We start from the raw sequence: 19775 nt of genomic DNA, 5'->3' as shown, positions 1-19775 counted from the left end.
GTCGAGGCGCCTGCGACGAGGCCACCAGCGCGGACACCGTCGATCGAGCCCCCGCGGTGGGGGAACCTCCGGAAGCCGTCCGGCCCCACCCCCGCCGCGGCGAAGATCCTCCTGTTGCCCTCCCCCGGGAAGCCGTGCAGAGTCCTGGACACCGGCAGCCGGGCGAGGACTGGACGTACCCATGACTGGACTCTCACGTCGCCAGTTCCTCGCCGCCGGGGGTGGGCTCTCGGTCGCCGCCGCCCTGTCGGCGTGCGCGTCACCGATCGCCACCAGCTTCTCCGGGGGGCAGCCGAGGACGGCCGACGTCATCTTCTGGCACCTGTTCGGCGGCGGTGACGGCGAGAACATGGCGACCATGCTGGAGACCTTCCGCGAGTCCTCCGGCCTGTCGGTCGAGTCCTCGCTGCTCTCCTGGGGCAACCCCTTCTACACCAAGCTGGCGCTGTCGACCTCGAGCGGCCGCCCGCCCGACGTGACCGTCGCGCACCTGTCCCGGGTGCCGCTGCTGGCGCAGGCCGGACTGCTCGAGCCCGTCGCCGACCAGTTCGCCGCCGCGGGGATCACCGAGGACGAGTTCACGCCCGCCGCCTGGGAGAAGGCCACGGTGGACGGCACCACCTACGCGGTGCCGCTCGACACCCACCCCTTCGTCCTCTACTACAACACCGCACTGGCGGAGCAGGCCGGCCTGCTCGACGAGACCGGCGAGAACCTCAAGCCGATGAGGAACAGCGACGACTTCGTCGCCGCCCTCCAGACGATGAAGGACTCGACCGGCAACGAGTACGCGGCGGTCGCGTCGATCACGGTGGACCCCTCGACCTGCTGGCGCCTCTTCCTGATGACCTACTCCGGTCTGGCCGGACCGATCGTCGAGGACCTCGGTACCCGGGTCACGATCGACCGCGCCGCGATGGAGGAGTCCTTCGCCTTCCTGCAGGGTCTCACCGGGGAGCGGGGGCTGATGCCGCGCACCGCCACGGCGACGACGTCGTCGACCCTCTTCAGCAACGGCGAGGTCGGCTTCCTCTTCGACGGCGTGTGGCAGATCCCGACGTACCGGGACGTCGAGGGCCTCGACTTCAACGTCGTCCCCTTCCCCGCCCTCCTCGGCCCCGAGCCGGTCGCCTACGCCGACTCGCACGCGCTGGTCGTCCCGGCGAGTCCCGGACGCCCTGCCGAGCGGACCGAGAACGCCGTGCGCTTCGTCAGGGGCCTGCTGGACCAGAGCTCGACCTGGGCGGACGGCGGGCACGTCCCCGCCTGGCTGCCGGTGCAGGAGAGTGAGGAGTTCCTCGCGCTCGAGCCGCAGAGCAACTACACGGAGGCGGCCTTCGACGCGGTCTACGACCCGCCGGGTTGGTACACCGGAGCGGGCTCGGACTTCCAGACCGCCATGGGCTCCGTCGTCGCCAGCGTGCTGACCGGTGCCACCGACCCCGCAGGTGGCGTCGACGCCCTGACCAGCAGCCTGCAGACGTTCTCCACCGCCCGGCCACCCGTGTAGGACGGAGACCGACATGACCGCCACCGCTCTGCCGGCGCCCAGGTCGGGAGTCGAGGCCACGCGGCCGGCGACCGCGGGGCGGGCCCCGCGGTCCGAGAACCGGGCGGGGTGGCTGTTCGCCACACCGTTCCTGGCCCTCTACCTCGCCTTCCTCATCGGTCCGGTGGTCATCGGGCTCGTGATCAGCCTCTTCAACACCACCACGGTGCGGGCCGGCGTGGGCAGCTGGGTGGGCCTGTCCAACTACGCCGACGTCCTCACCAACGCGGACTTCTGGGCCTCGATGTGGCACTCGGCGCTGTTCACGCTGCTGACCACACCGATCCTGGTGCTGCTGCCGCTGCTGTTCGCCGTCCTCGTCTCGCGAATGTCCCGCAACCAGTGGTTCTTCCGGCTCGCCTTCTTCGCCCCGTACGTCGTGCCCTCGGCCGCGGTGTGCCTCATCTTCGCGTTCATGTACACGCCCGAGACCGGGCTCATCACCAACGCCTTCGGCTGGTTCGGGCTCACCGCCCCCGACTTCTTCGGCAGCACCTCGGGTGCCTGGTTCGCCGTCGTCCTGCTCACCGTGTGGTGGACGTTCGGCTTCAACTTCATCCTCTACACCGCGGCCCTCCAGGAGATCTCGGAGGAGGTCTACGAGGCCGCGACGCTCGACGGCGCAGGGCCGTGGCAGCAGATCCGGATGATCACCATCCCCCTGCTGCGTCCGACCATCGGCCTGGTGCTGATCCTCCAGGTCCTCTCGTCCCTGAAGGTGTTCGACCAGATCTACATCCTGTTGACCGGCGGTCCGAACTACACGACGCGTCCGGTCATCCAGTACATCTTCGACACCGGGTTCTCCGCCTACCGGGGCGGCTACGCGGCCGCCGCGACGATGGTCTACTTCGTCGTCCTGGTCGTCGTCAGCGTCGCCTGGTTCCTGGTCCGGCGGCGCAGCAACTCCGCGGACGCCTGAGGGGAGCCCCGACGATGTCCACCGTGGTGGCCGCGCCCGCGGCCGGTACCGAGAGCTCCGGCACCCGGCGCCCGCGCCGGGGCGGCGAGCAGGACGCGAGCGGGAAGCTGTTCAACCGGCTCGCCGCCACGTGCGTGACGCTCTTCGCCCTGATCTGGCTGGTCCCGTTCCTGTGGGCGCTCATCACGTCGCTGCGGCCCAACGAGGAGATCGCCGCGAACCCCACGACCCCGTGGTCGGACGACTGGAACCTCGACGCGTACAGCTACGCGTGGAACTCGAGCCCGCTGGGCTGGTGGTACGTCAACAGCTTCGTCATCTCCACCCTGACGGTCGTCTTCACCGTGGTGGTCTGCTCGATGGCCGCGTTCGCCCTGGTCAACCTCGACTTCCGCGGCAAGTACGTCGTGTTCGGGCTCGTCCTGGCCGGCCTGATGGTGCCCGTCGAGGCACTCGTGCTGCCGCAGTTCCTCGAGTTCCGGACCCTCGGACTGCTGGGGACCTACTGGGCGGTCATCCTGCCCTCGGTCGCCCTCCCCGTGGCCCTGCTGGTCTTCCACTCCTTCATCAGGGCCATCCCGGTGGCCCTCATCGAGGCCGCCCGGCTCGACGGTGCCGGCTGGTGGCGGATCTACTCGCAGATCGCCATGCCGCTGTCCCGGCCGGCGATCTCCGCGGTGGCGATCCTGACGTTCATCACGTCCTGGAACGCCTTCCTCTGGCCGCTGCTGGTGCTCACCCAGACCAAGTCGCAGACCATCCCCGTGGGGCTCAGCAGCCTGGTCGGTGGTTCCGCGATCCAGTACGCCGAGACCATGGCCTCCGCCGTCCTCGGCATCCTGCCCCTGCTCGCCGTCTTCCTGGTCCTGCAGCGGCAGATCGCCCAGGGGGTCGCGAACACCGGCATCAAGTAGCCCCGGAGCAGCGTCCTCCGCGACGCGGCGACCAGCGGCCCCCGGGGCCCGGTCACCAGGGGACGGGGCGGCCGTCGCGGAAGAAGCCCCCGCTGGGCCCGTCGTCGGGGACGTCGACGGCGAACAGGACGCTCGCGGCGCCCTCGGCCACGGGGCGCCCACCGGCACCGCCCATGTCGGTGGCGACCCACCCGGGACAGACCGCGTCGACCAGCACGCCGCGGCGGCGGAGGTCCGCGGCCAGCTTCACCGTGAGCACGTCCAGCGCGGCCTTGGACACCGACTACGCGGGCGCACCACCGGCGCCCGCGGTCTCCGCGAAGGACCCGGCGCCGCTGGAGACGTCGACCAGGCGGCCGCCCGGTCGCAGCAGCGGTGCCAGTGCCACGGCCGTCCGCCACGCGCCGACGACGTTGACCGCCAGCGCCTCCTCGACCACCCGGAGGTCCGCTGCCGCCGCGGTCTGCCAGGTGCGCGGTAGGTGGCCATGCTCACCCCGGCAGTTCCCCAGTCAGGCCTGCCTCGGCGTCACCTGCCGCGGTCCGGTCGTGCGTGTGCCATGCCACGGCGGCGATCAGAGCCAGCAAGATGACCGCCCCTCCGGCCATGACCAGCCACACCTGCAGCGCCTCGGCCCAGCCGTTCCACAGCCACATCCTCGTTCCCCTCCGCCCGTGGGGAGGGAACGATCCGTGCTACGGGGCGATGCGGGCCACCCGAGGACGGCTCGCATCACCCTGGCGGGCGAGCGAGTGCCCCGTTCGCGCGCGACCCGTCAAGGCCCTCACCAAGCTGGAGCGGGACTGAGCGCCCCGGCACGCGCTGCGCCCGCAGGCTCACCCGACGACCTCAACAGGGGTACCTGCCGGCGGGTGCCCGAACATGGCGGCCGCGCTGCTCCCCCTCCGGAACAGCTCGAGGAACGCGGCCGACCCCCCGGACCGCCGTCGCCACCCGGAGCTCCCCGGCGCGAAGGACGTCTCGCCGACCGGCACCTCGAAGGCACCGTCGCTCACCACGGCGAAACCCCGCTGGTCACCGACTGCGATCCCGACCCGCGTACCGGGTGGGGCCGGCAGCTCGGTCCAGGTGGTCTTGAGGTTGCCGTATCCGTCCGTGTAGGCGACGACGCGCTCGGGGAACGCAGGTACGGCCTCGTTCGGCAGCGGCGGACCCAACGGGCCGACGTCTCCCCGGGCCAGCCGGGCCACGACGTCGGGAAACAGGTCCCGCGACCGGAACTGAGAGCCTGACTCCGGCACCTCCACCTCGCGCAGCTCCTCGGCCTCGTCCCGCAGGAACGAGAACGTGTACCCCGCGTTCGGCGCCACGACCAGGACGCCCGAGGGCAGCCGGGCTGCGACGAGCCGTTCCCCCGCATTGTTCCGCCGCGGGTCCTCCTCATCCCGTCGTGGAGCGATGTTCGCGTAGAGGACCATGTCCTGCGGGCCGTCGTTGAGCGCGAGCTGCCCGATGCAGAAGCCGGCGCCGAGCGTGTCGAACGGTCCCACGGACGTCACGACGACCGCGGCGTCGGGCAGGAGCATCCCCAGGCGCTGTCGTACCTCGGCGAAGGCGAGGTCTCCCATACCGTAGTCAGCGATCAGGTGCAGCAGCATCGTTGCAGTCTCCCGCCGCCCTGGTGGTCATGACCGCTTGGCGCCTTCTCTGTGGGAGGCCTGCTCGCCGGGCTCAGCACCCCGGTCCGGTCCCACGACACGACCGGCTTCCGGGGCGGCCGGTGGCGAGCTGCGATCCCACTCCCCGGTGTCCCGGACGGGATCCCCTGCGGGGCACCGGCGCTTGTCCGTCCGCTCCGCCCGAACGTCGCCGTTGTGCGCCTCCCTGCGGGACAACGCCTCCGCCCTGCCGCCCAGGGTTCCTCGGTAGCCGCCGCACGCCTCGACGACCGCGTGAGGCGGGTTGTAGCGATGCTCGGCCCACGTCCGCGCCTGCAGGGTGCAAGCGATGAGCACGGCGCGGTCACCGACGCGCAGAACAGGAGAGCCCGCGGGCGGCGGTGCGGACGACTCACCCTGCTCCGTGGCGGACGGAGCCGGCGCTCCTCGTCCCAGGAGCGGCCCCTGACCGCGAGGAGAGCAGTGATCAGCGGTCCGGGAAGTCCCTGCCGACCATCACCCGCAGCGCGTTGGCCTCGAGCACGATCCGCACGGGCGTGCGTCCGCGGATCTCGCCGTCGACGTCGAGCGCGAGGGGCGGGTCGGTCTCCAGCCACACCTCGCCGGCTGTGAGGAACCGGGTGCGGTCCAGCGGCCGGCGGGGTCCGATGACCGTCTGGCGGACGGTCGCGAGGCTCAGCCGGAGCCGGTTGGCGTCGCCCAGCCGGTACACCACCAGCTCGCGGTCGTCGAGGCCGGTGTCGGAGGCGATCGCCCGGCCGGCGTGGTGACTGCCGTTGGCGATGTTGAGCTGATGGGTCGTGAGTTCGTGAACCTCGTCGCCGATGCGCAGGCGCGCGGTGAAGGGCCGGTGGCCGGGCAGCAGGGCGAGCGCGGTCAGCGGGTAGGCGGCGCGGCCGAGCACCCGCTTGAGCCGGTGCGGTACGTGCTCGGCGACCTGCACCGACAGCCCCAGGCTGGTCAGGTTGGCGAAGTGCCGCCCGGCCACGTGGCCGAGGTCGACGTCGGCGACCTTGCCGTCGGTGAGCACGCGCAGGGCGGCGGGCAGGCGAAGCGGCAGGCCGAGGCCGCGGGCGAAGTTGTTGGTCGTGCCGAGCGGGAGCACGCCGAGGCAGACGTCGCGGTGGGCGAGCTGGTGCGTGGCCTCGCTCAGCGTGCCGTCGCCGCCGCCCACCACCACGAGGTCGGCGCCGCTGTCGGCCGCGGCGGCGAGCGCCTCGGGCAGGCCCCGAGGGTCGGCGACCGGGCGCACGTCGACCAGCTCCGCGGTGGCCTGCAGCCGTTGGTGCACCGCCGGGAAGGAACGGCGTCCCCGGCGGGACCGGACGTTGACGACCAGCGCGGTACGGCGCCGGACGCGGATGTCGGCGTCCAGCGCCGTCTTCGACCGCTGACGCACAGGTTCCGTCACCACGATCTCCGTCCTCCCGGCGCGGTGGCCGCCCCGCTCGAGCGCCGCCAGACGGCAGCGGCGGACCCCTCGGCGGGACCCTTCATCCGAGGCCGGGAAGCCCCGTCCGTCAAGGATTCCTCTCCTGCGACGGTGAACGCAGGCCCTCTGGCAAGTCCCTGAGGGCGGCTTCAGGAAGGGTCAGATTGCTTCGGATTCCTGGGGGTTGCTCAGCGAGCGGTGTCGGCCGCGGTGGGTCATCGACATGCGCGGGAGCCACGGCCGGAGAGGCGACGGGGGACCGCGCCCATCTCGGCGTCCGGAATGGGCTTGCGGTCCGTCCGGTCCGTCCCCTGCTGACAGGTGACTCCATGGCGATCGCCACGAGGCGGCAGATCGCCACCCGGACCGTCAGCGCCTTCTCGGGGCGCGACTGCCTGCAGGCGAAGGGGTGCCCATGGGCCCTCACGGCGAACCCGAGCCGCTGTCCCCGAGCAGCCCACTCAGCGCCAGGTGGGATGTGCCGCCTCCGTCCTTCCTCGAGGTGCGTCGACGTGCTGCCACAGTCAGCACATGTCCAAGGAGCGCTTCGCGCACGACGCGTTGCTGTCGATCGAGCTTGGCGCGGACGACCGTGCGCCGGGCGGCGTCATCACCGTCGCGTTGTGCGGCAGCCGGGAACACGAGCCGCCGTGCCCGCTCGCTCCGCACCACACCCGGGCCGAGCGCGCAGGGGACGAGGTTCGGCTGCGGGTGCTCTTCGCGGCCGAGCCGGACGAGGAATCGCGGGTGCGGGCGATGATCGACGACGCTCTGGCCGCGGGCATGGGCGTCACCCCGGAGGACGGGACCGTCTCGTGGCGGCTCGTCGGTACGTGGGCATCGGAGGTCCGACCGGAGGAACAGGAGCACGCTGGACGTCTGACCGGGAGCTGAGCGCGCCGGTGCAGCAGCGGCGCGACATCCGACGGAGCGCTGCTACTCGGGAGGTCGTTGCGGCCGGGCGGGTACTCAGCCGAGTCGCCCTGTAGCCGGTGACGTCCCGCCGAGTGACGATCTCCATCCGCCTGCTGGACGAGCGCCGCTTCGACCCGCCGCGGGACGTCGAGGTGGAGAACGGCGGTCCGTGGTGGTCCGGGGAGCAGACGGCGTAGCGGCTGTGCGATGAGGGGTTCGGCTGGCGCGCCGCGGTCACCTGGCGGCAGCTGCACGACTACGGCTGGGGCCGTCACCTCACGAGTGTGCCGCCGGGGCGTGTCCGCCTCCGGGCGCGGTGAGCCGCTCCGACCCCGTCGCACAGCTCGGGAGGTCGACCGCCGCGGTTCAAGTAGGTCCTCTTCGCCGACCCGCTCGGTGATCGCCGCTCGGGGAAGGATGCCCTCGCCCGAGGTGGGCGGTCCGCTCGTTTGTTGGTCGTAGATTGGTTGTGGGGCGCGGTCCCGCGACCACATCAGGCCGCTGACCTGCGGTGTTGCTCCCCCGATTGGACTCGAACCAATGACCCTGCGAGTTGATCTTGGGGGTGTCGGCGGCGCTTGATTGTTGATGAACACGCAGGTCAGAGCCGGTTCACCACGTCGGCTCACGTTGGCCATCGTCGGGCGTCGAGGGTGGTTTGTTGGTCGTGAGTTGCCTCGCGGCTGGACTGTCCGCCCGGATGCAACGGACCCGGCACGAGGTGTGTTGGTTCGTCTCCCCCCTCAAGACGCCGCTCCCGACGCCACCGAGTAGCCCTCATCCCGGTCATCGACCCCGGAGGCCACACACGACGACCTCCCGGAGCGCGTGAACGCGATGAGTCTGTCGGCTGCCTCCGCGCACCCCGGTCCACTCCCCGTGGCGGGTCGGAGCATGGCAGCCCACCGGCCAGAGCCGGGTCGACCACGTGGACAGCGCACCCGCGACGGTGGAGCCGAGCGCTTGATTGACTGCCACCATCGGCCCGGTTGTTGCCGGCGTTGTGGGTGCTGATGCGGCGGACCTCCGGCAGTGTCGCGGCGAGCTCGCGTAGGACCGCGGTCTTCACCCGGGCGCCGAGCCGGTGCCCGCGGTGCTCGCCCAGCACCAGCGTGCCGGCCTGGCGGGCGTGTGCGGCTGCGCCAGCGGAATGTGCAGGTCGGTGACGGCGACCAGCCGGCCGTCCCGGACCGCGAGGGCCGACAGCACCGTGCGGCCCCTGGCCAGGACGAGATCCTCCTGCTCGCGGACCCGCGCGCGTCCCAGTCCGCCTGGCCGACCGGCACGTCCCCGCTGGGGGCGTCGGTCGACATCCGGCGGCTCAGCAGGGCGCGGTCCTCGAGGAGGGCGTCGGGCGTGCGGTCCCGCCAGGTGACCACCTCGTGCGCGGCGGTGCGGTCGAGCTGCCCGATCCACCGTCCCACCCGCGACCACCAGACGCGGGCGGTCCGCGGCTGAAGTGACCCCTGCGGGCCGGACACCTCCAGTTTTGGCAGCAGCCAGGGAGGAGGTCCCGGTTGGGCAGGTTCAGCAAGTACTCCGACGAGTTCTGGCAGCAGGCGGCGATGCTCGTGGTGGACGACCACCGGCCGGTCCGTGACGTCGCTCGGGAGCTCGACGTCAATCACGACACGCTGCGCAACCGGGTGGGTGCGCTCACGCGGGAGCGGGCCACGCCCGGTGAGCCGGTCAGCGACGATGAGCGGGCCGAGCTGACCCGGCTGCGGCGTCGCGTGGCCGAGCTGGAACCTGAGAAAGAGATCCTGAGAAAGCCGCGGTCTTCTTCGCGGGAGACATGGCGGTGAGCGGGGCGCGGTCTTCGGCTTCATCGCTGCGGAGAAGGCCACCTACGGCGTGCGCCGTCTCTGCCGGATCCTCGGTGTCAGCAAGTCCGCGTTCTACGACTGGGCCGCCCGCCGCGGCGCCCCGGCTCTGGCGAGGACGAGACCGGCCCAACCACCGCCGACGTGCTGCGCCAGGCGACCGGGTGGTTCGCCGCCCGTGGAGTGACCGCCCGCCGGGTGCTCACCGACAATGGCGGCTGCTATCACAGCCGCGACTGGGCCATGTCCTGCGCCGAGCTGGGCGTCAACCCGAAGCGCACCTGGCCCTACCGACCGCAGACCAACGGCAAGGTCGAGCGCTTCAAACGGACGGTGGGCAGCGAGTGGGCCTTTGCCCAGTCGTTCATCGGCGAAGCCGCCCGCCGTACGGCCTTTCCTGATTGGCTGCACCTGTATAACCACCACCAGCCCACACCGGCATCGGAGGTCATCCACCTATCAGCCGCTTGACCAACCTCCCCGGTCAGTACAGCTAGCCGGCCCATCACATTCGTGACGGAGACGCCCTGATCGACGCCCAGGGCGATGTAGCGACGGGCACCGAACCGTTCCCCGGCCCGGCGAGGACGGTCCGCTGCCACGAGGACTACGCGCTGCTGAGGTCGGTGCTCGAGCAGCCGGGGACGGCGCCGTCCTGGTCGTCGACGCCGCGGGTCGGTGCACAAGGCGGTCCTCGGCGACCTCCTGGCCCAGCTGGGCGTGGACAACGGGTGGGCGGGGGTCGTCATCCACGGTGCGGTGCGCGACGTCACCGCCCTCGCCGGCATGCCGATCGGTATCAAGGCGCTGAGCTCCCACCCCAGCAAGAGCGACAAGACCGGCGCGGGCGAGCAGGACATCCCGGTCACCTTCGGCGGTGCCACGTTCCACCCGGGCGACCGGGTCTGGTCCGACGACGACGGCGTCGTCGTGCTCCGCCCGGAAGGCTTGTTGCAGGTCGCCGGGGAAGCCGGCTCCTCCGGGTCGACCGCTCACCGCCGCTGCTTGCTGCGCAACTCCCAGAGCAGCAGCCAGGTGAGCAACCCCAGGAGGAGCCCCAGGCCGAGACCGATCCACTCGCCGACGTGCGGCGAGTGGCGCAACCCCTCGAGGCTCCACGCGAGCACCACGACCGCCCCGCCGACCACGAGCACCCCGAGCCAGGCTCCCGCGCGTTGCCTCGCCATCCGACCGTCCTCCGCCGACGTCCTCATCAGACGGGCGACGAGGAAGGCCGTGAGACCGAAGGCGGCCGCGATGACCGGCGGCGACAGCACCACCGACCAGCTCATGGCGGGCCACAGGGGTCCGTCCCTTGAAGCCCACAGGGCCGCGGCCCCCGACAGGACGAAGACCACGAGCCCGACCACCACGGGACGGTGCAGGATCGCGTCCCGCACGCGATCCGCCGCCCTCCGAATCCGGGAGGGCGATCCACCAGGCCGCTGAGCCGACCCGCTCACGGACGTCAGCTCCCGCCGGTGGCCGTGTACGTCTTGCCGCCGACCGCGTCGAGGACGGTCTGAGCTTGCCGGTCGACGAGCCCGGTGAACAATTGCTGGCTGCCGCCGAAGACGACCGCCCAAGCGAGGATTTGCGGCGACGTGTCCAGCGCGCTCAGCCCGGGGACGAACCCGCCCCGCATGAGCAGCAGTCCGAGCAGAGCCGTGAGCGCGCCGGTGGGCAGTTTCAACGCGATGAGCGCCACGGGCACGCCGAAGGGCGACGAGGATCCGCGGAGGCGGCGCAGGGCGAGGGCGCCGGTGACCCCCGCCGTCACGACGCCGACGATCTCGATCAGCGGGATGTCCCACGCGTCGACGGTGTCGAGGATGACATCGTCCACGTCTCCGTCGAGCGGCGACTGCCCGGTGGGGCAGACCACGACCCTTTGCGCGTCGGGCGGCGTGGGCTGAGGGGTGAAGCAGATCGGCATCAGGGTCGGCTTCAGCGCTCCCAGCAGGGCGACAAGGCCGGCGATCACGACCAGGAGCACGGTCGCCACGGCGACGATGGTCCGGAAGCTCCGGATCCGCTGCTGCTCACGCTCCGCGGCCGAGCTCGCCGCCCGCACGACCGCGATGATCGTCTCGCGGTCCTGCTGGTCTAGCCCCGCGCCGGCGGCTGCCCCCCTTGCCGCGCTGTCCGTCGCCTCGACGGACGTCGCCCTACCGTTCGCCGTTCTGGGATCCGCTGGCCAGCGGTCCGCGACCTTGCGCGCGATCGCCTCCATCCGGACACGGCGCGGGTCGTCCGCCGGCAGGTGCCGACGGACGTGCGCTTCCAGGCTCGGCACCTCGCCGAGCACATAGGTGGAGGGCGCGCGGCGCAGCAGGTCGACCTCGGCGGCGTGCAGATGGCTCGCCACCCGACCCAGGCGGGCGCCGTTGCGCATCCAGGGTCCGCCGCTGTGGGCGGCGGACCTGATCGCCCGGACGTGACCGCGGATCGCCTCCGCGACACGCTTGTCGGCCTTCTCTTCGGTGATGCCCCGCTCCTTGACGTCCAGGTGGCAGATCCACTGCGATAGGGTCTCGATCTCGTCGGCCCGCGACAGTGCCTCCTCCCGCCAGGCACGGGTGGTCAGCTCGATTAGGTGCCCGCCCCCGCTCAGCCCGGCCCCGCTCAGCTCGTCCCCGTTGCCTCGCCCGTCCCCGTTGCCTCGCCCGTCCCCGTTGCCTCGCCCGTCCCCGTCGCCTCCGCTGCCCGCGCCCCCGGCGTCGGGCGTCATCGCGGTGTCCGCGGTGATAGCGGCCGCCGCGGCCTGTGGCGGCCCTATCGATTCGTCCTGGGTCCGGAACCAGCGCCAAGGCCGGCGGGAGGAGCTCATCGGGATGCCACTCCCTCCGGAGCGCGGGTCCGTGTCGACCCTCGGCAGCACTCACCGAGCGGCAACAGGTGGTACCGGATGATCCGGTGCCTCCGTCACCGGAACGTCACGAGGCGATGCGACAGCATCGATGCGTGGTCTCTGATGAGGCGTGGGCGTGGATGGAGCCGCTGCTGCCCTCCTCGACCGGACGCCGGGGCGGGCGGTGGCGCGATCACCGGCAGGTGATCGAGGCGATCGCGTGGAAGTACCGCACCGGCTCGCCGTGGCGGGAACTGTCCGAGTCCTTCGGCCCTGGCAGACCGCCTACGAGCGGCTGACCCACTGGAGCAGCGACGGCACCTGGGCGAAGTTGCTGGCCTGGGCCCAAGCCGACGCCGACGCCGCCGGTGAGCTGGACTGGCTGGTGGCGGCGGACTCCACGCTGGTGCGGGTGCACCAGCACGGCGCGGCTGCCTGGCGCCTCGGCGGCAACGCCGCCACCGCCCGCGGGTAGGCCATCAGGAGCGTGGCCGGCGCCCCGGAGGAGGTTGATTCGCTGGCCGAAGTCGTACTCGCCGAGCCCGCCGATCACGCCATCGGCCGCTCCCGCGGCGGGCTGACCACCAAGGTGCACGCGCTCACCGATGGCCGCGGACGGGTCCTGGTGGTGCTGCTGACCGCGGGCAACGTCAACGACACCACCATGTTCACCGAGCTGCTGGCCGCCCGGTCCGGGACGGCCGCGGACCCGCCCGGACTACCTGGTCGCGGACAAGGGCTACAGCAGTCGGGCCAATCAGGCGCTGCTGCGCCGCCGGGGCATCGCCCACACTATTCCCGAGCCCCGCGACCAGGCCGCCAACCGGCGCCGCCAGGGGTCCGCCGGCGGCCGCCCGGTCGGCTTCGACACCGGCCGCTACGCCCGCCGCAACGTCGTCGAACGCGGCTTCTGCCAGGTCAAACAGTGGCGCGGACTGGCCACCCCGCTACGACAAGCACGCCCGCAACTACGCCGGCGCTCTCAACCTCGCCGCGCTACTGACCTGGCTCCCGTGATCCGTCAGACGCTCCCTAGGGCACGCCCGGATCTCGAAGCCGCGGCGTAGATCACGCCTCAGCGATGGGCATTGCGTCCCGAGACGCGCACGTGGTCCGGGTCGACGTCCCGCGCCCGTTCGCCCATCTGGTCCCAAAACCGGCGCATCCCGGCGACCGGCACGCGTCGCTGCCAGGTAGCCTTACGACGAAAGCGGAAGTTCAGCCACGACCGCGGCTGCCAGGTCCGGAGCAGCTCCCGCTGGTGCAGGCAGAACAGCTCGTTGAATTCTAGGCGGATGTACTTCTCGGCCTTGGCCGGGTAGGGACACATCCGCAGACCGCAATCGTCGCGGCAGAACTCCCCCGGCGTCACCGCGCTCTCCACCGCCCGCACGGGGTCCAGTCTCGTTCGGTCCCGCGTCAGACAGGACGGCAGTCGCGACTCGTCCGAAGTCACCCGCTCGAGAAACCGGAAGAGGTCCTTCGGCCGGTAGCCCCGCTCACCGAGAACCAGTAGCAGGAGAGCGTCGGCCAAGAGCTGCTGGGCCTTGAAGTCCAGGGAGGTCCATCCGGTCGAGGGGTGAATCCAGAGGTTGTGGAACCTCGGCCGTGCCGAGAAGCCAGCCTCCGTGCCGAGCTGGGAGGCCACGGCGCCGTCGTCCACCCAGAGGAAGCGTTCGGGACGGCGGGTCTGTAAGGCGCGTACGGCCAGCTTGCCCGCCTCCTGCACGAGTGGGTGCTCACGGCGGTCCCTTTCCAGCTTGAGCCACTCCCTCACCTGGCCCGCCGGGTCCGCGCCGTGACCCCTGATGGCCTGAGGTGCACTCACATCATCCGGGAGAGCCCAGAGAGTTAGCGCCTGGACCAGGGTCAGCCGGGTGTACCAGTAGGAGCTGCGCTTGAGCAACTCCTGCGCCTGCTTGACCAAGAACTCCCGGCTCTCCTGGTTCGAGTGTGGGCCGGGCCGCCGGTTGGCTGCGTACTTGAAGCCCTGGGCCAGCGCCACACCGAGGTCGCACCGCTCGCCTGGCGACAGCAGCCTTCCGTTGCGCGGCTCGTTCGCCTTCGTGGCATCGACGATCCAGTTCTCTAAGTCGTCCCATGGGCTGCCGCTGTGTCGAGTCAACTTCGCCGAGTCCACGAGCATCGGTAGCACCCACGCCCGCATCGTCTCGGCGTACCAACGCCTCCGCTCCTCTTCCGCCTCCGTGTCAGCCAACTCCCGCTCGCGCCGCTGCATCGCGCGTTGGTGACGACTGCACCAGGCGCGGTACATCCGCGGGTCGAGCTGCCCGGGGGTTGTCGTGAGTTCTTCCGCCGGAGGTCGCTTCGGCCGATCCCCCTTGACGACGATCTCGTGCTGATGAATGACGTCGTAGACCGCGCTGAATGCCCGTTCTCCGCCGGTTCCTATACGTTGCGCGATAGCCAGTCGCACGCGGTAATCCGGCTCAGCACAGCCGATCTCGAAGAGCTTCCGGTAGGTCCCCCGCCCATCATTATCCGAGCCGATTCGGCTGGCGGCGGCTCCGCACTGCTCGACTACGGTCAGCTTTTCCTCGCGAAGCCGGACGGGATCCTCGCCCGCTCCGAACTGCTCCCAATGGCTCTCGGCTAGATGCACTAGATCCGCCAGGCCCGGCCCCGCTTCCACGCTGGCGATCTCCACGCATGCGCCGAAGACCTCCAGGGCCCAGAGTCGTAGACCGTGCCGGAAGACCTCCCCTGCCGCTTCGCCGATCCTCCGTCGTTCCTCACGCTCTTGGCGCGCCTGGCGCTTCAGGACATCCTGCAATGCGGTGGCCTCTTCCAGCAGACGGAGTGTCTTGTTCTGCAGCGCGTCCCTCACCAAACGCGTCGGACACCCGTCCGTAGGAACGTCGTCCGGACCTACGCAGTTGCACCGCCCGTCCAATGAGCGCGAGTTCAGCACGAAGGCGATGAGCAGCTCGCGGCCACAGCGGTCGAGGGCCGCGCTAACCATCCTCCTCCGCTCGGCCAAGGATTCCGAGACAGTGCCGCCACCAGAGGGGACGGGCGACCGCACCTCACCGAGGACGCCGCGTAAGGCCCGTGACCCCAGAAACGCCTGAATGATGCTGTGCTGGAAATGCACGGTGGCGTTGGCAACGGTGCCTCCCCCGGCCGGGCCGTGTGCGCTGCGGCCGTACTCGCGGACGAGTCCCATCCGGGTGCCCCAGGTCGCGGCGAGGCGGACGTCCATCCACGGGCTTTGTACGACCCCAGCCCCGACGACGTCCAGCCGGTCGTTTGTGGCCTGCTGCAGGCGCTTGATACGGTCGTCGACGTAGGCAGCGACGCTGCGATTCCACGCGCGGCCCGAGTCATCGGGCCGCGCCTCAGTGTCCGGCTGAGCCGCTGATCCGGCCGTCAGGAACGGGTCTAGGTCGCGGAGCGCCACTGTGGCACTGTCCGACCTCAACCCGATGCACGCCAAGGCCGAGAGATACTCGATCACCGCCTTCCGCGTGCGCTGGTCGATGGGCAGCTCGGGATGGATCTTGCCGTCGACCAGCGCGTCCAACCAGGCCTGCAGGAGATCTTGCCGGAAGCTCCAGCGGTCCAGCATCACGACGTCCAGCCCACCGACCTCAAGCCACAACGGCTCGAGGAGATCCTGACGGTGGAGGTCCCGCGCCAACCGCATGTAGAGGGGTGACTCGCCCATCTTGGCCGCTTCCACCACGCGGTCGAGCAGCACCGCCTCGGAGCGCCAGCTGCCGCCAGCGGCGATGTAACGCATTGCCGCTTCCTCGCTCAGCGGTTCCAGATCGGTAATGGCCGCCTGCATGGCCCGCAGCGGGTCGTGCGGCCGAGAAGCGATGACGAGTGGCAGTCCCTCGTCGTCTGCGTTGCGAATCGCGGTGCGGATTAGGTTGTCGCGCTGTCCGGCCATCGTCTCGTCGGCGAGGGCTTCCTCCAGACCGTCCGCGACCACGACAACGCGGCCGGCCCGCTGCCGTAACCACCGCCAGATCCGGTCCTGCTCGGCAGAGGACCGGACGACGGGCTGCACGATCTGGGTGAAACGGACGCGGGCGAGCTCGCAGAAGTCGAGGTGTCCCTCATCTTGGACGTCCCGCATGCGGATGGGCACGGGTACCGCACCTTTGGCGGCGAGACGCGCGGTGAGGTGGACCAGCACCGCAGTTTTGCCGACACCGACCGATCCGACGACGACGTGCGGGCGGCGAGCCTTGGCATCGCGCAGGTTGTTGATCAGAGCGTCACAGAGCTGGTCGCGTCCGATGACTTCGTCGGTGAGGCTCCCCGCGGTCTGCACGAGGCGGTACGGCTCCGTCTTCGCCCTGTGTGCGTAGTAGCGCAGCACGCGCCGCTGCCGCCAGAACAGGAAGAGCACCGTCGTCCACGCCAGGAAGAGAACAGGCATCAGGACGCCGGTGATCGCGGCACAGGAGGTGGGCACGTCCTGGCACCCCAGATCCGGATTGAAGTCGCGCCACGACCACGCCACGTCCTTCTTGTTGAAGAAGGTGACGACGATGATCCCGCGGAGCACCCAGGTTAGAAGGATGAGGGTGAGCAGCGCGCTGAGGACCATGCCCACTCTTGCGCGTGGCGACGAACCCCAACGTCGCACGTGCACGGCACCACGGTCGAGAAGCCACCGTCGGCGTAGCCGCCAGAAGGTCGCGATCAACGGCCGACGAGCACGCGCCCACGCGGCGCGAATGGGACCTCCTTCCGGCTCGCCAGTGACTACACGGGCTCTCGGCGTCGGCGTGGTCCCAATCACCAGCGGTCCCCCCGATCAGTAGGAGGGTTCCAGGGCACCGTTTCCTGTCCTAATTGGTCGGCGCCGGCCAGCCTGGGCTGGCACCGGAGCCCCTCGGGATGCAGCAGGAGAGCATCATCTCGGCCCGCCGTCACCGCTGTGTCACCGAGCCGCCAACGACCGACCAAGCTTGCTCAGCTCAAACACTCCGCGAACCGCGGCGGGTGACGTCCCGCGGAGGTGTCCTGAACCGACCTCCGCCGAGGCACCTGTGAACAACGGCTTGACAGGCACACCGGTGTGCGAGGCCCGACGCGGCACCCGGCCAGGCCACGCGCCGCGGGCCGCCGTCGGCGAGGTCGAGGACCTGCCGTCCGACGCCGATCCGCGTCCCGAAGTGCAGCCGGGCGCCGCCGCAACGTCGGTGGCCGCGCGCCCGGGTCGCGACAACTACCGGCTGTCGGCCCGCCGTCGTTCGACCGGACAGGCGGCGCGCGGGTCTAGGAGCACTGACCGGAGACATTGGTCGAGTGTGTGCGACCACAGGATCGGACTGAGGGATCTTGTCGTGGGAGGACCTCCGGACGTGTAGTGGAGCTGCTGAAGAGGACCACGCGGCGGCGGGCGCAGCGGGGTGCTGTCCGACCGCCCCGCCCCGGTCGGCCGACCCGATCAGCGGGGCAGCGGCACAACGTCGGCGAGGACGGTCCGGCCATCGTTCCGCCGGCGGGCATCGGCTGGAGTGTCGTAGACGACCAGCACCGCGGGCTCGGCGGCATCCGGGAGCGGGGTGACGCCCTCGGCCTTGTCGCGTCCCTCCTCCGGTTCCACCCTGTCCGGGCGCAGCGGCAGCGGCACGTCCAGGCGGGTGAGCTGCTCATTGCGGACCACCGGCGACTTCCGCTTCCGGACTGCGCCGTGCCAGCAGTAGAGCCGGGTCGGTCCGTCAAGGTCCATCGTCGGGCCGGCGAGCACCAGGAGGTCGTCGCCGTCCCGGCACAGGTCCCGCACCCCGAGGCCGTCCAGCCGCAGGAAGTACTTGTCGCAGTCGCGGAGGGCCAATCGGTCCGGTCGCCCGGGGACCTCGTTGAGCCTCAGCTCCAGGACGACGGCCCAGCCGCGCAGCACCGGTCCCCGCAGCCCGACGAGCACGGTGCCGTCGTCGACGGCGGCGAGGCCCTCGACGTCGAGGCCGTTGTCCTTGCTCGGGACGGAAAGGAACGGGGCGAGGTGCTCGTCGGTGGACAGCGCGTCGGCCAGTCCCCCGACGCTCCCGAGCAGCGCGCCCCGCTCCGGCGTGCCGTCGTCGATCCGGAACCGGATGACGACGTGCCGGTTTGGATGGGACCGCACGGTTTCGTAGGTTCCTAGCCACCTCGGCGTCGTCGTCGGTCTTCTTGATCCGCTTGCGCGTCCGGCTGTGCGAACCCACCAGCCACAGGTGGTCCCCAGCGCGGTCCAGCCCCTCGACGTCGACTTCCTCCTCCGGACCCTGGGGCAGGTCCACCAAGTCCCCTAGGAGGAACGACCGGTGCTCGTCGTACGACCCGTCCTCCGTCATGCGGAGTCGCTCCAGCCGGGGCGCCTCGTCCCCGGCGATCCACAACAAGTCCCCGTCGTGGCAGACCGCCGATAGGTCCTTGAGGGCCTCGTCGGATCCTGCCCCCGCCCCGAATCGCAACTCGACCTGACGTCCAGCGGTCATTGTGCTCTTCCGCGCGTCGGCTTCCGGTCATGCTTGGTCTAGCCTGCTCGACCATCGTCACCGGCGCGTCACGGCGCGACGCCCGCCGTAGGGGGGGCCGGACTCGAAGCGAGGGCCGTCAGCGGGCGTTTCGCCGGTGTCGTCCCGTTAGCGGGGAGGGCGGCGAGGCTCGTCAGCCTGTGTCACCGACGCTGCCGGTCAGGACATCTAGGTGTACTTGGCCATTAGGTCGGTGCCAGGCGGCTGATGGGTGGGTGGCCGCCGAGTGCGCTGTGGCGGCGTCGAGTGTTGTAGTGCTCGAGCCAGGGCGCGAGTGCGGCGGCGCGCTGGTCGTTGCTGGTGAAGACCTGCCGATAGGCCCACTCGGTGGCCAGGGTGCGGTTGAGGCGTTCGACCTTGCCGTTCTGCCAGGGGCAGTGCGGGCGGATGAACTTCTGTCGGGCTCCCAGCTGGGCACACACGGCCTTGAGCGAGTGCTGGTAGGCCCAGGCGTTGTCGGTCATCACCCGCTCGATGCGGGGCATGCCGTGGGCGGCGAAGTAGGCCGCGGCGCGGCCGAGGAAAGACGCGCAGGTGGGGCCCTTCTCGTGGGTGAGGATCTCGGAGTAGGCCAGCCGGGAGTGGTCATCGACCAGTGAGTGCACGTAGTCATAGCCGACCTTGACCCTGCGGTTCCGGGTCTGTTCGCGGGCGGCGCGGCCGTGTGCGCGCCAGCCGCCGCTGTCGGGAATGCGCGCCAACTTCTTGACGTCCATGTGCACCAGCTCGCCGGGAACAGCCCGCTCGTAGCGGGTCGCGGTGGTCTTCGAGGCCCGGATGATCTGCCCGGTCATCGGGTCCAAGGCGGCCAGCCGGGGCAACCCGCGGCGGGTCAGCACGCGGGAGACGGTGCGCGCCGGCACGTCGAGTTCGGCGCCGATCCACGCCGGGCCCCGGCGCTCCCGTGTGCGGAGCTCGACGATCTGGTCTTCCACCTGCACGGGGGTGCGTAGCGGGCTGCTGTGCGGGCGGCTGGACCGGTCGGCCAACCCGGCTTCGCCCTCGGCGGCGTAGCGAGTGTCCAGGTCCGCACACACTTGCGGGAGATGCCCATCGCCGCGGCGATGTGCGCCGGCCGCCAGCCGCGCTGCCATCGCTCGACGAATCGCTCGACGATCAGCTTCCGGCCATGGACGGTCGTGCGGGCATTAGCGTGGGACACGAGAACCTCCGAGCAGGGACTGGGCCTTCGACAAGCCACACCCCACTCGGAGGTTCTCCTTCGTTCA

Annotated in this window: 15 protein-coding genes and 4 pseudogenes; 8 read left to right on the top strand and 11 right to left on the bottom strand. The window is 70.8% G+C overall.

Features of this window, described 5'->3' with window-relative positions:
* The first annotated feature begins 181 nt into the window (after positions 1 to 181).
* Genes LY71_RS12705 through LY71_RS12695 form a run of 3 tightly spaced genes read left to right on the top strand, consistent with a single transcriptional unit; the run spans position 182 to position 3385 of the window.
* On the top strand, positions 182 to 1510 hold the full coding sequence (locus LY71_RS12705; protein WP_106278031.1) for a substrate-binding domain-containing protein: 1329 nt from the start codon (positions 182 to 184) through the stop codon (positions 1508 to 1510).
* Positions 1511 to 1523: 13 nt separating this feature from the next.
* Positions 1524 to 2471 (top strand): carbohydrate ABC transporter permease, encoded by a 948-nt coding sequence (locus tag LY71_RS12700; RefSeq protein WP_106278029.1) that lies wholly within the window; start codon positions 1524 to 1526, stop codon positions 2469 to 2471.
* A 14-nt stretch (positions 2472 to 2485) separates the two neighbouring features.
* The gene (locus LY71_RS12695; protein WP_106278027.1) at positions 2486 to 3385 is read left to right on the top strand and encodes a carbohydrate ABC transporter permease; all 900 of its coding nucleotides are present in this window, start codon (positions 2486 to 2488) and stop codon (positions 3383 to 3385) included.
* Between the two features lie 52 nt (positions 3386 to 3437).
* Here the strand turns inward: LY71_RS12695 and LY71_RS23770 are convergent, their stop codons facing one another.
* The 5 genes from LY71_RS23770 to LY71_RS12680 all read right to left on the bottom strand — a co-directional run bounded on the left by LY71_RS23770 (position 3438) and on the right by LY71_RS12680 (position 6436).
* Complete coding sequence (locus LY71_RS23770; protein WP_211297314.1) at positions 3438 to 3665, bottom strand: SDR family oxidoreductase; 228 nt, start codon at positions 3663 to 3665, stop codon at positions 3438 to 3440.
* 3 nt (positions 3666 to 3668) lie between these two features.
* Positions 3669 to 3824 (bottom strand): Rossmann-fold NAD(P)-binding domain-containing protein, encoded by a 156-nt coding sequence (locus tag LY71_RS23765; RefSeq protein WP_211297313.1) that lies wholly within the window; start codon positions 3822 to 3824, stop codon positions 3669 to 3671.
* A 52-nt stretch (positions 3825 to 3876) separates the two neighbouring features.
* The gene (locus LY71_RS23470; protein ID WP_170121335.1) at positions 3877 to 4041 is read right to left on the bottom strand and encodes a hypothetical protein; all 165 of its coding nucleotides are present in this window, start codon (positions 4039 to 4041) and stop codon (positions 3877 to 3879) included.
* Between the two features lie 180 nt (positions 4042 to 4221).
* Positions 4222 to 5004: an SAM hydrolase/SAM-dependent halogenase family protein gene (locus LY71_RS12685; RefSeq protein WP_106278025.1), complete on the bottom strand. Its 783-nt coding sequence runs from the start codon at positions 5002 to 5004 to the stop codon at positions 4222 to 4224.
* 487 nt (positions 5005 to 5491) lie between these two features.
* The gene (locus LY71_RS12680) at positions 5492 to 6436 is read right to left on the bottom strand and encodes a diacylglycerol/lipid kinase family protein (RefSeq protein WP_245887864.1); all 945 of its coding nucleotides are present in this window, start codon (positions 6434 to 6436) and stop codon (positions 5492 to 5494) included.
* Positions 6437 to 6988: 552 nt separating this feature from the next.
* Between LY71_RS12680 and LY71_RS12675 the strand changes: the two genes are divergently transcribed.
* The 4 genes and pseudogenes from LY71_RS12675 to LY71_RS24710 all read left to right on the top strand — a co-directional run.
* The gene (locus LY71_RS12675; protein ID WP_106278021.1) at positions 6989 to 7351 is read left to right on the top strand and encodes a hypothetical protein; all 363 of its coding nucleotides are present in this window, start codon (positions 6989 to 6991) and stop codon (positions 7349 to 7351) included.
* A 1538-nt stretch (positions 7352 to 8889) separates the two neighbouring features.
* The gene (locus LY71_RS12665) at positions 8890 to 9177 is read left to right on the top strand and encodes a transposase (protein WP_106278016.1); all 288 of its coding nucleotides are present in this window, start codon (positions 8890 to 8892) and stop codon (positions 9175 to 9177) included.
* A 162-nt stretch (positions 9178 to 9339) separates the two neighbouring features.
* Positions 9340 to 9666, top strand: coding sequence for an integrase core domain-containing protein (locus LY71_RS12660; RefSeq protein ID WP_170121334.1), 327 nt, complete (start codon positions 9340 to 9342; stop codon positions 9664 to 9666).
* A gap of 207 nt (positions 9667 to 9873) precedes the next feature.
* Positions 9874 to 10116, top strand: a pseudogene (locus tag LY71_RS24710) (RraA family protein); the annotation flags it as partial.
* 71 nt (positions 10117 to 10187) lie between these two features.
* Here the strand turns inward: LY71_RS24710 and LY71_RS24145 are convergent.
* Both LY71_RS24145 and LY71_RS12650 read right to left on the bottom strand, forming a co-directional pair.
* Positions 10188 to 10595, bottom strand: a complete 408-nt coding sequence (locus LY71_RS24145; RefSeq protein WP_146146134.1) for a hypothetical protein — start codon at positions 10593 to 10595, stop codon at positions 10188 to 10190.
* A gap of 68 nt (positions 10596 to 10663) precedes the next feature.
* Positions 10664 to 11926, bottom strand: coding sequence for a hypothetical protein (locus tag LY71_RS12650; protein WP_211297311.1), 1263 nt, complete (start codon positions 11924 to 11926; stop codon positions 10664 to 10666).
* A gap of 215 nt (positions 11927 to 12141) precedes the next feature.
* On the opposite strand from LY71_RS12650, the pseudogene LY71_RS12645 reads away from it, so the two are divergent.
* Positions 12142 to 13063, top strand: a pseudogene (locus LY71_RS12645) (IS5 family transposase).
* Between the two features lie 58 nt (positions 13064 to 13121).
* Here the strand turns inward: LY71_RS12645 and LY71_RS12640 are convergent.
* From LY71_RS12640 to LY71_RS12630, 4 genes and pseudogenes are all read right to left on the bottom strand, one after another.
* Positions 13122 to 16628, bottom strand: coding sequence for an NACHT domain-containing protein (locus tag LY71_RS12640; protein ID WP_146146133.1), 3507 nt, complete (start codon positions 16626 to 16628; stop codon positions 13122 to 13124).
* An 846-nt stretch (positions 16629 to 17474) separates the two neighbouring features.
* The gene (locus tag LY71_RS12635) at positions 17475 to 18155 is read right to left on the bottom strand and encodes a DUF3616 domain-containing protein (protein WP_281261604.1); all 681 of its coding nucleotides are present in this window, start codon (positions 18153 to 18155) and stop codon (positions 17475 to 17477) included.
* A gap of 64 nt (positions 18156 to 18219) precedes the next feature.
* Positions 18220 to 18507 (bottom strand): annotated as a pseudogene (locus tag LY71_RS24705) (DUF3616 domain-containing protein); the annotation flags it as partial.
* 224 nt (positions 18508 to 18731) lie between these two features.
* Positions 18732 to 19708: pseudogene (locus LY71_RS12630) on the bottom strand (IS481 family transposase).
* Positions 19709 to 19775: the final 67 nt, after the last annotated feature.

Origin of the sequence: Geodermatophilus tzadiensis, assembly GCF_003002915.1 — a bacterium.
Taxonomy (GTDB): domain Bacteria; phylum Actinomycetota; class Actinomycetes; order Mycobacteriales; family Geodermatophilaceae; genus Geodermatophilus; species Geodermatophilus tzadiensis.
This window is presented reverse-complemented; position numbering and strand designations above follow the sequence as displayed.

Bases quoted from the DNA above. Each gene is read 5' to 3' on its own strand.
- LY71_RS12705 (WP_106278031.1), top strand. From the start codon at position 182: ATGACTGGACTCTCACGTCGCCAGTTCCTCGCCGCCGGGGGTGGGCTC.
- LY71_RS12700 (WP_106278029.1), top strand. From the start codon at position 1,524: ATGACCGCCACCGCTCTGCCGGCGCCCAGGTCGGGAGTCGAGGCCACG.
- LY71_RS12695 (WP_106278027.1), top strand. From the start codon at position 2,486: ATGTCCACCGTGGTGGCCGCGCCCGCGGCCGGTACCGAGAGCTCCGGC.
- LY71_RS23470 (WP_170121335.1), bottom strand. From the start codon at position 4,041: ATGTGGCTGTGGAACGGCTGGGCCGAGGCGCTGCAGGTGTGGCTGGTC.
- LY71_RS12685 (WP_106278025.1), bottom strand. From the start codon at position 5,004: ATGCTGCTGCACCTGATCGCTGACTACGGTATGGGAGACCTCGCCTTC.
- LY71_RS12675 (WP_106278021.1), top strand. From the start codon at position 6,989: ATGTCCAAGGAGCGCTTCGCGCACGACGCGTTGCTGTCGATCGAGCTT.
- LY71_RS12650 (WP_211297311.1), bottom strand. From the start codon at position 11,926: ATGACGCCCGACGCCGGGGGCGCGGGCAGCGGAGGCGACGGGGACGGG.
- LY71_RS12640 (WP_146146133.1), bottom strand. From the start codon at position 16,628: ATGGTCCTCAGCGCGCTGCTCACCCTCATCCTTCTAACCTGGGTGCTC.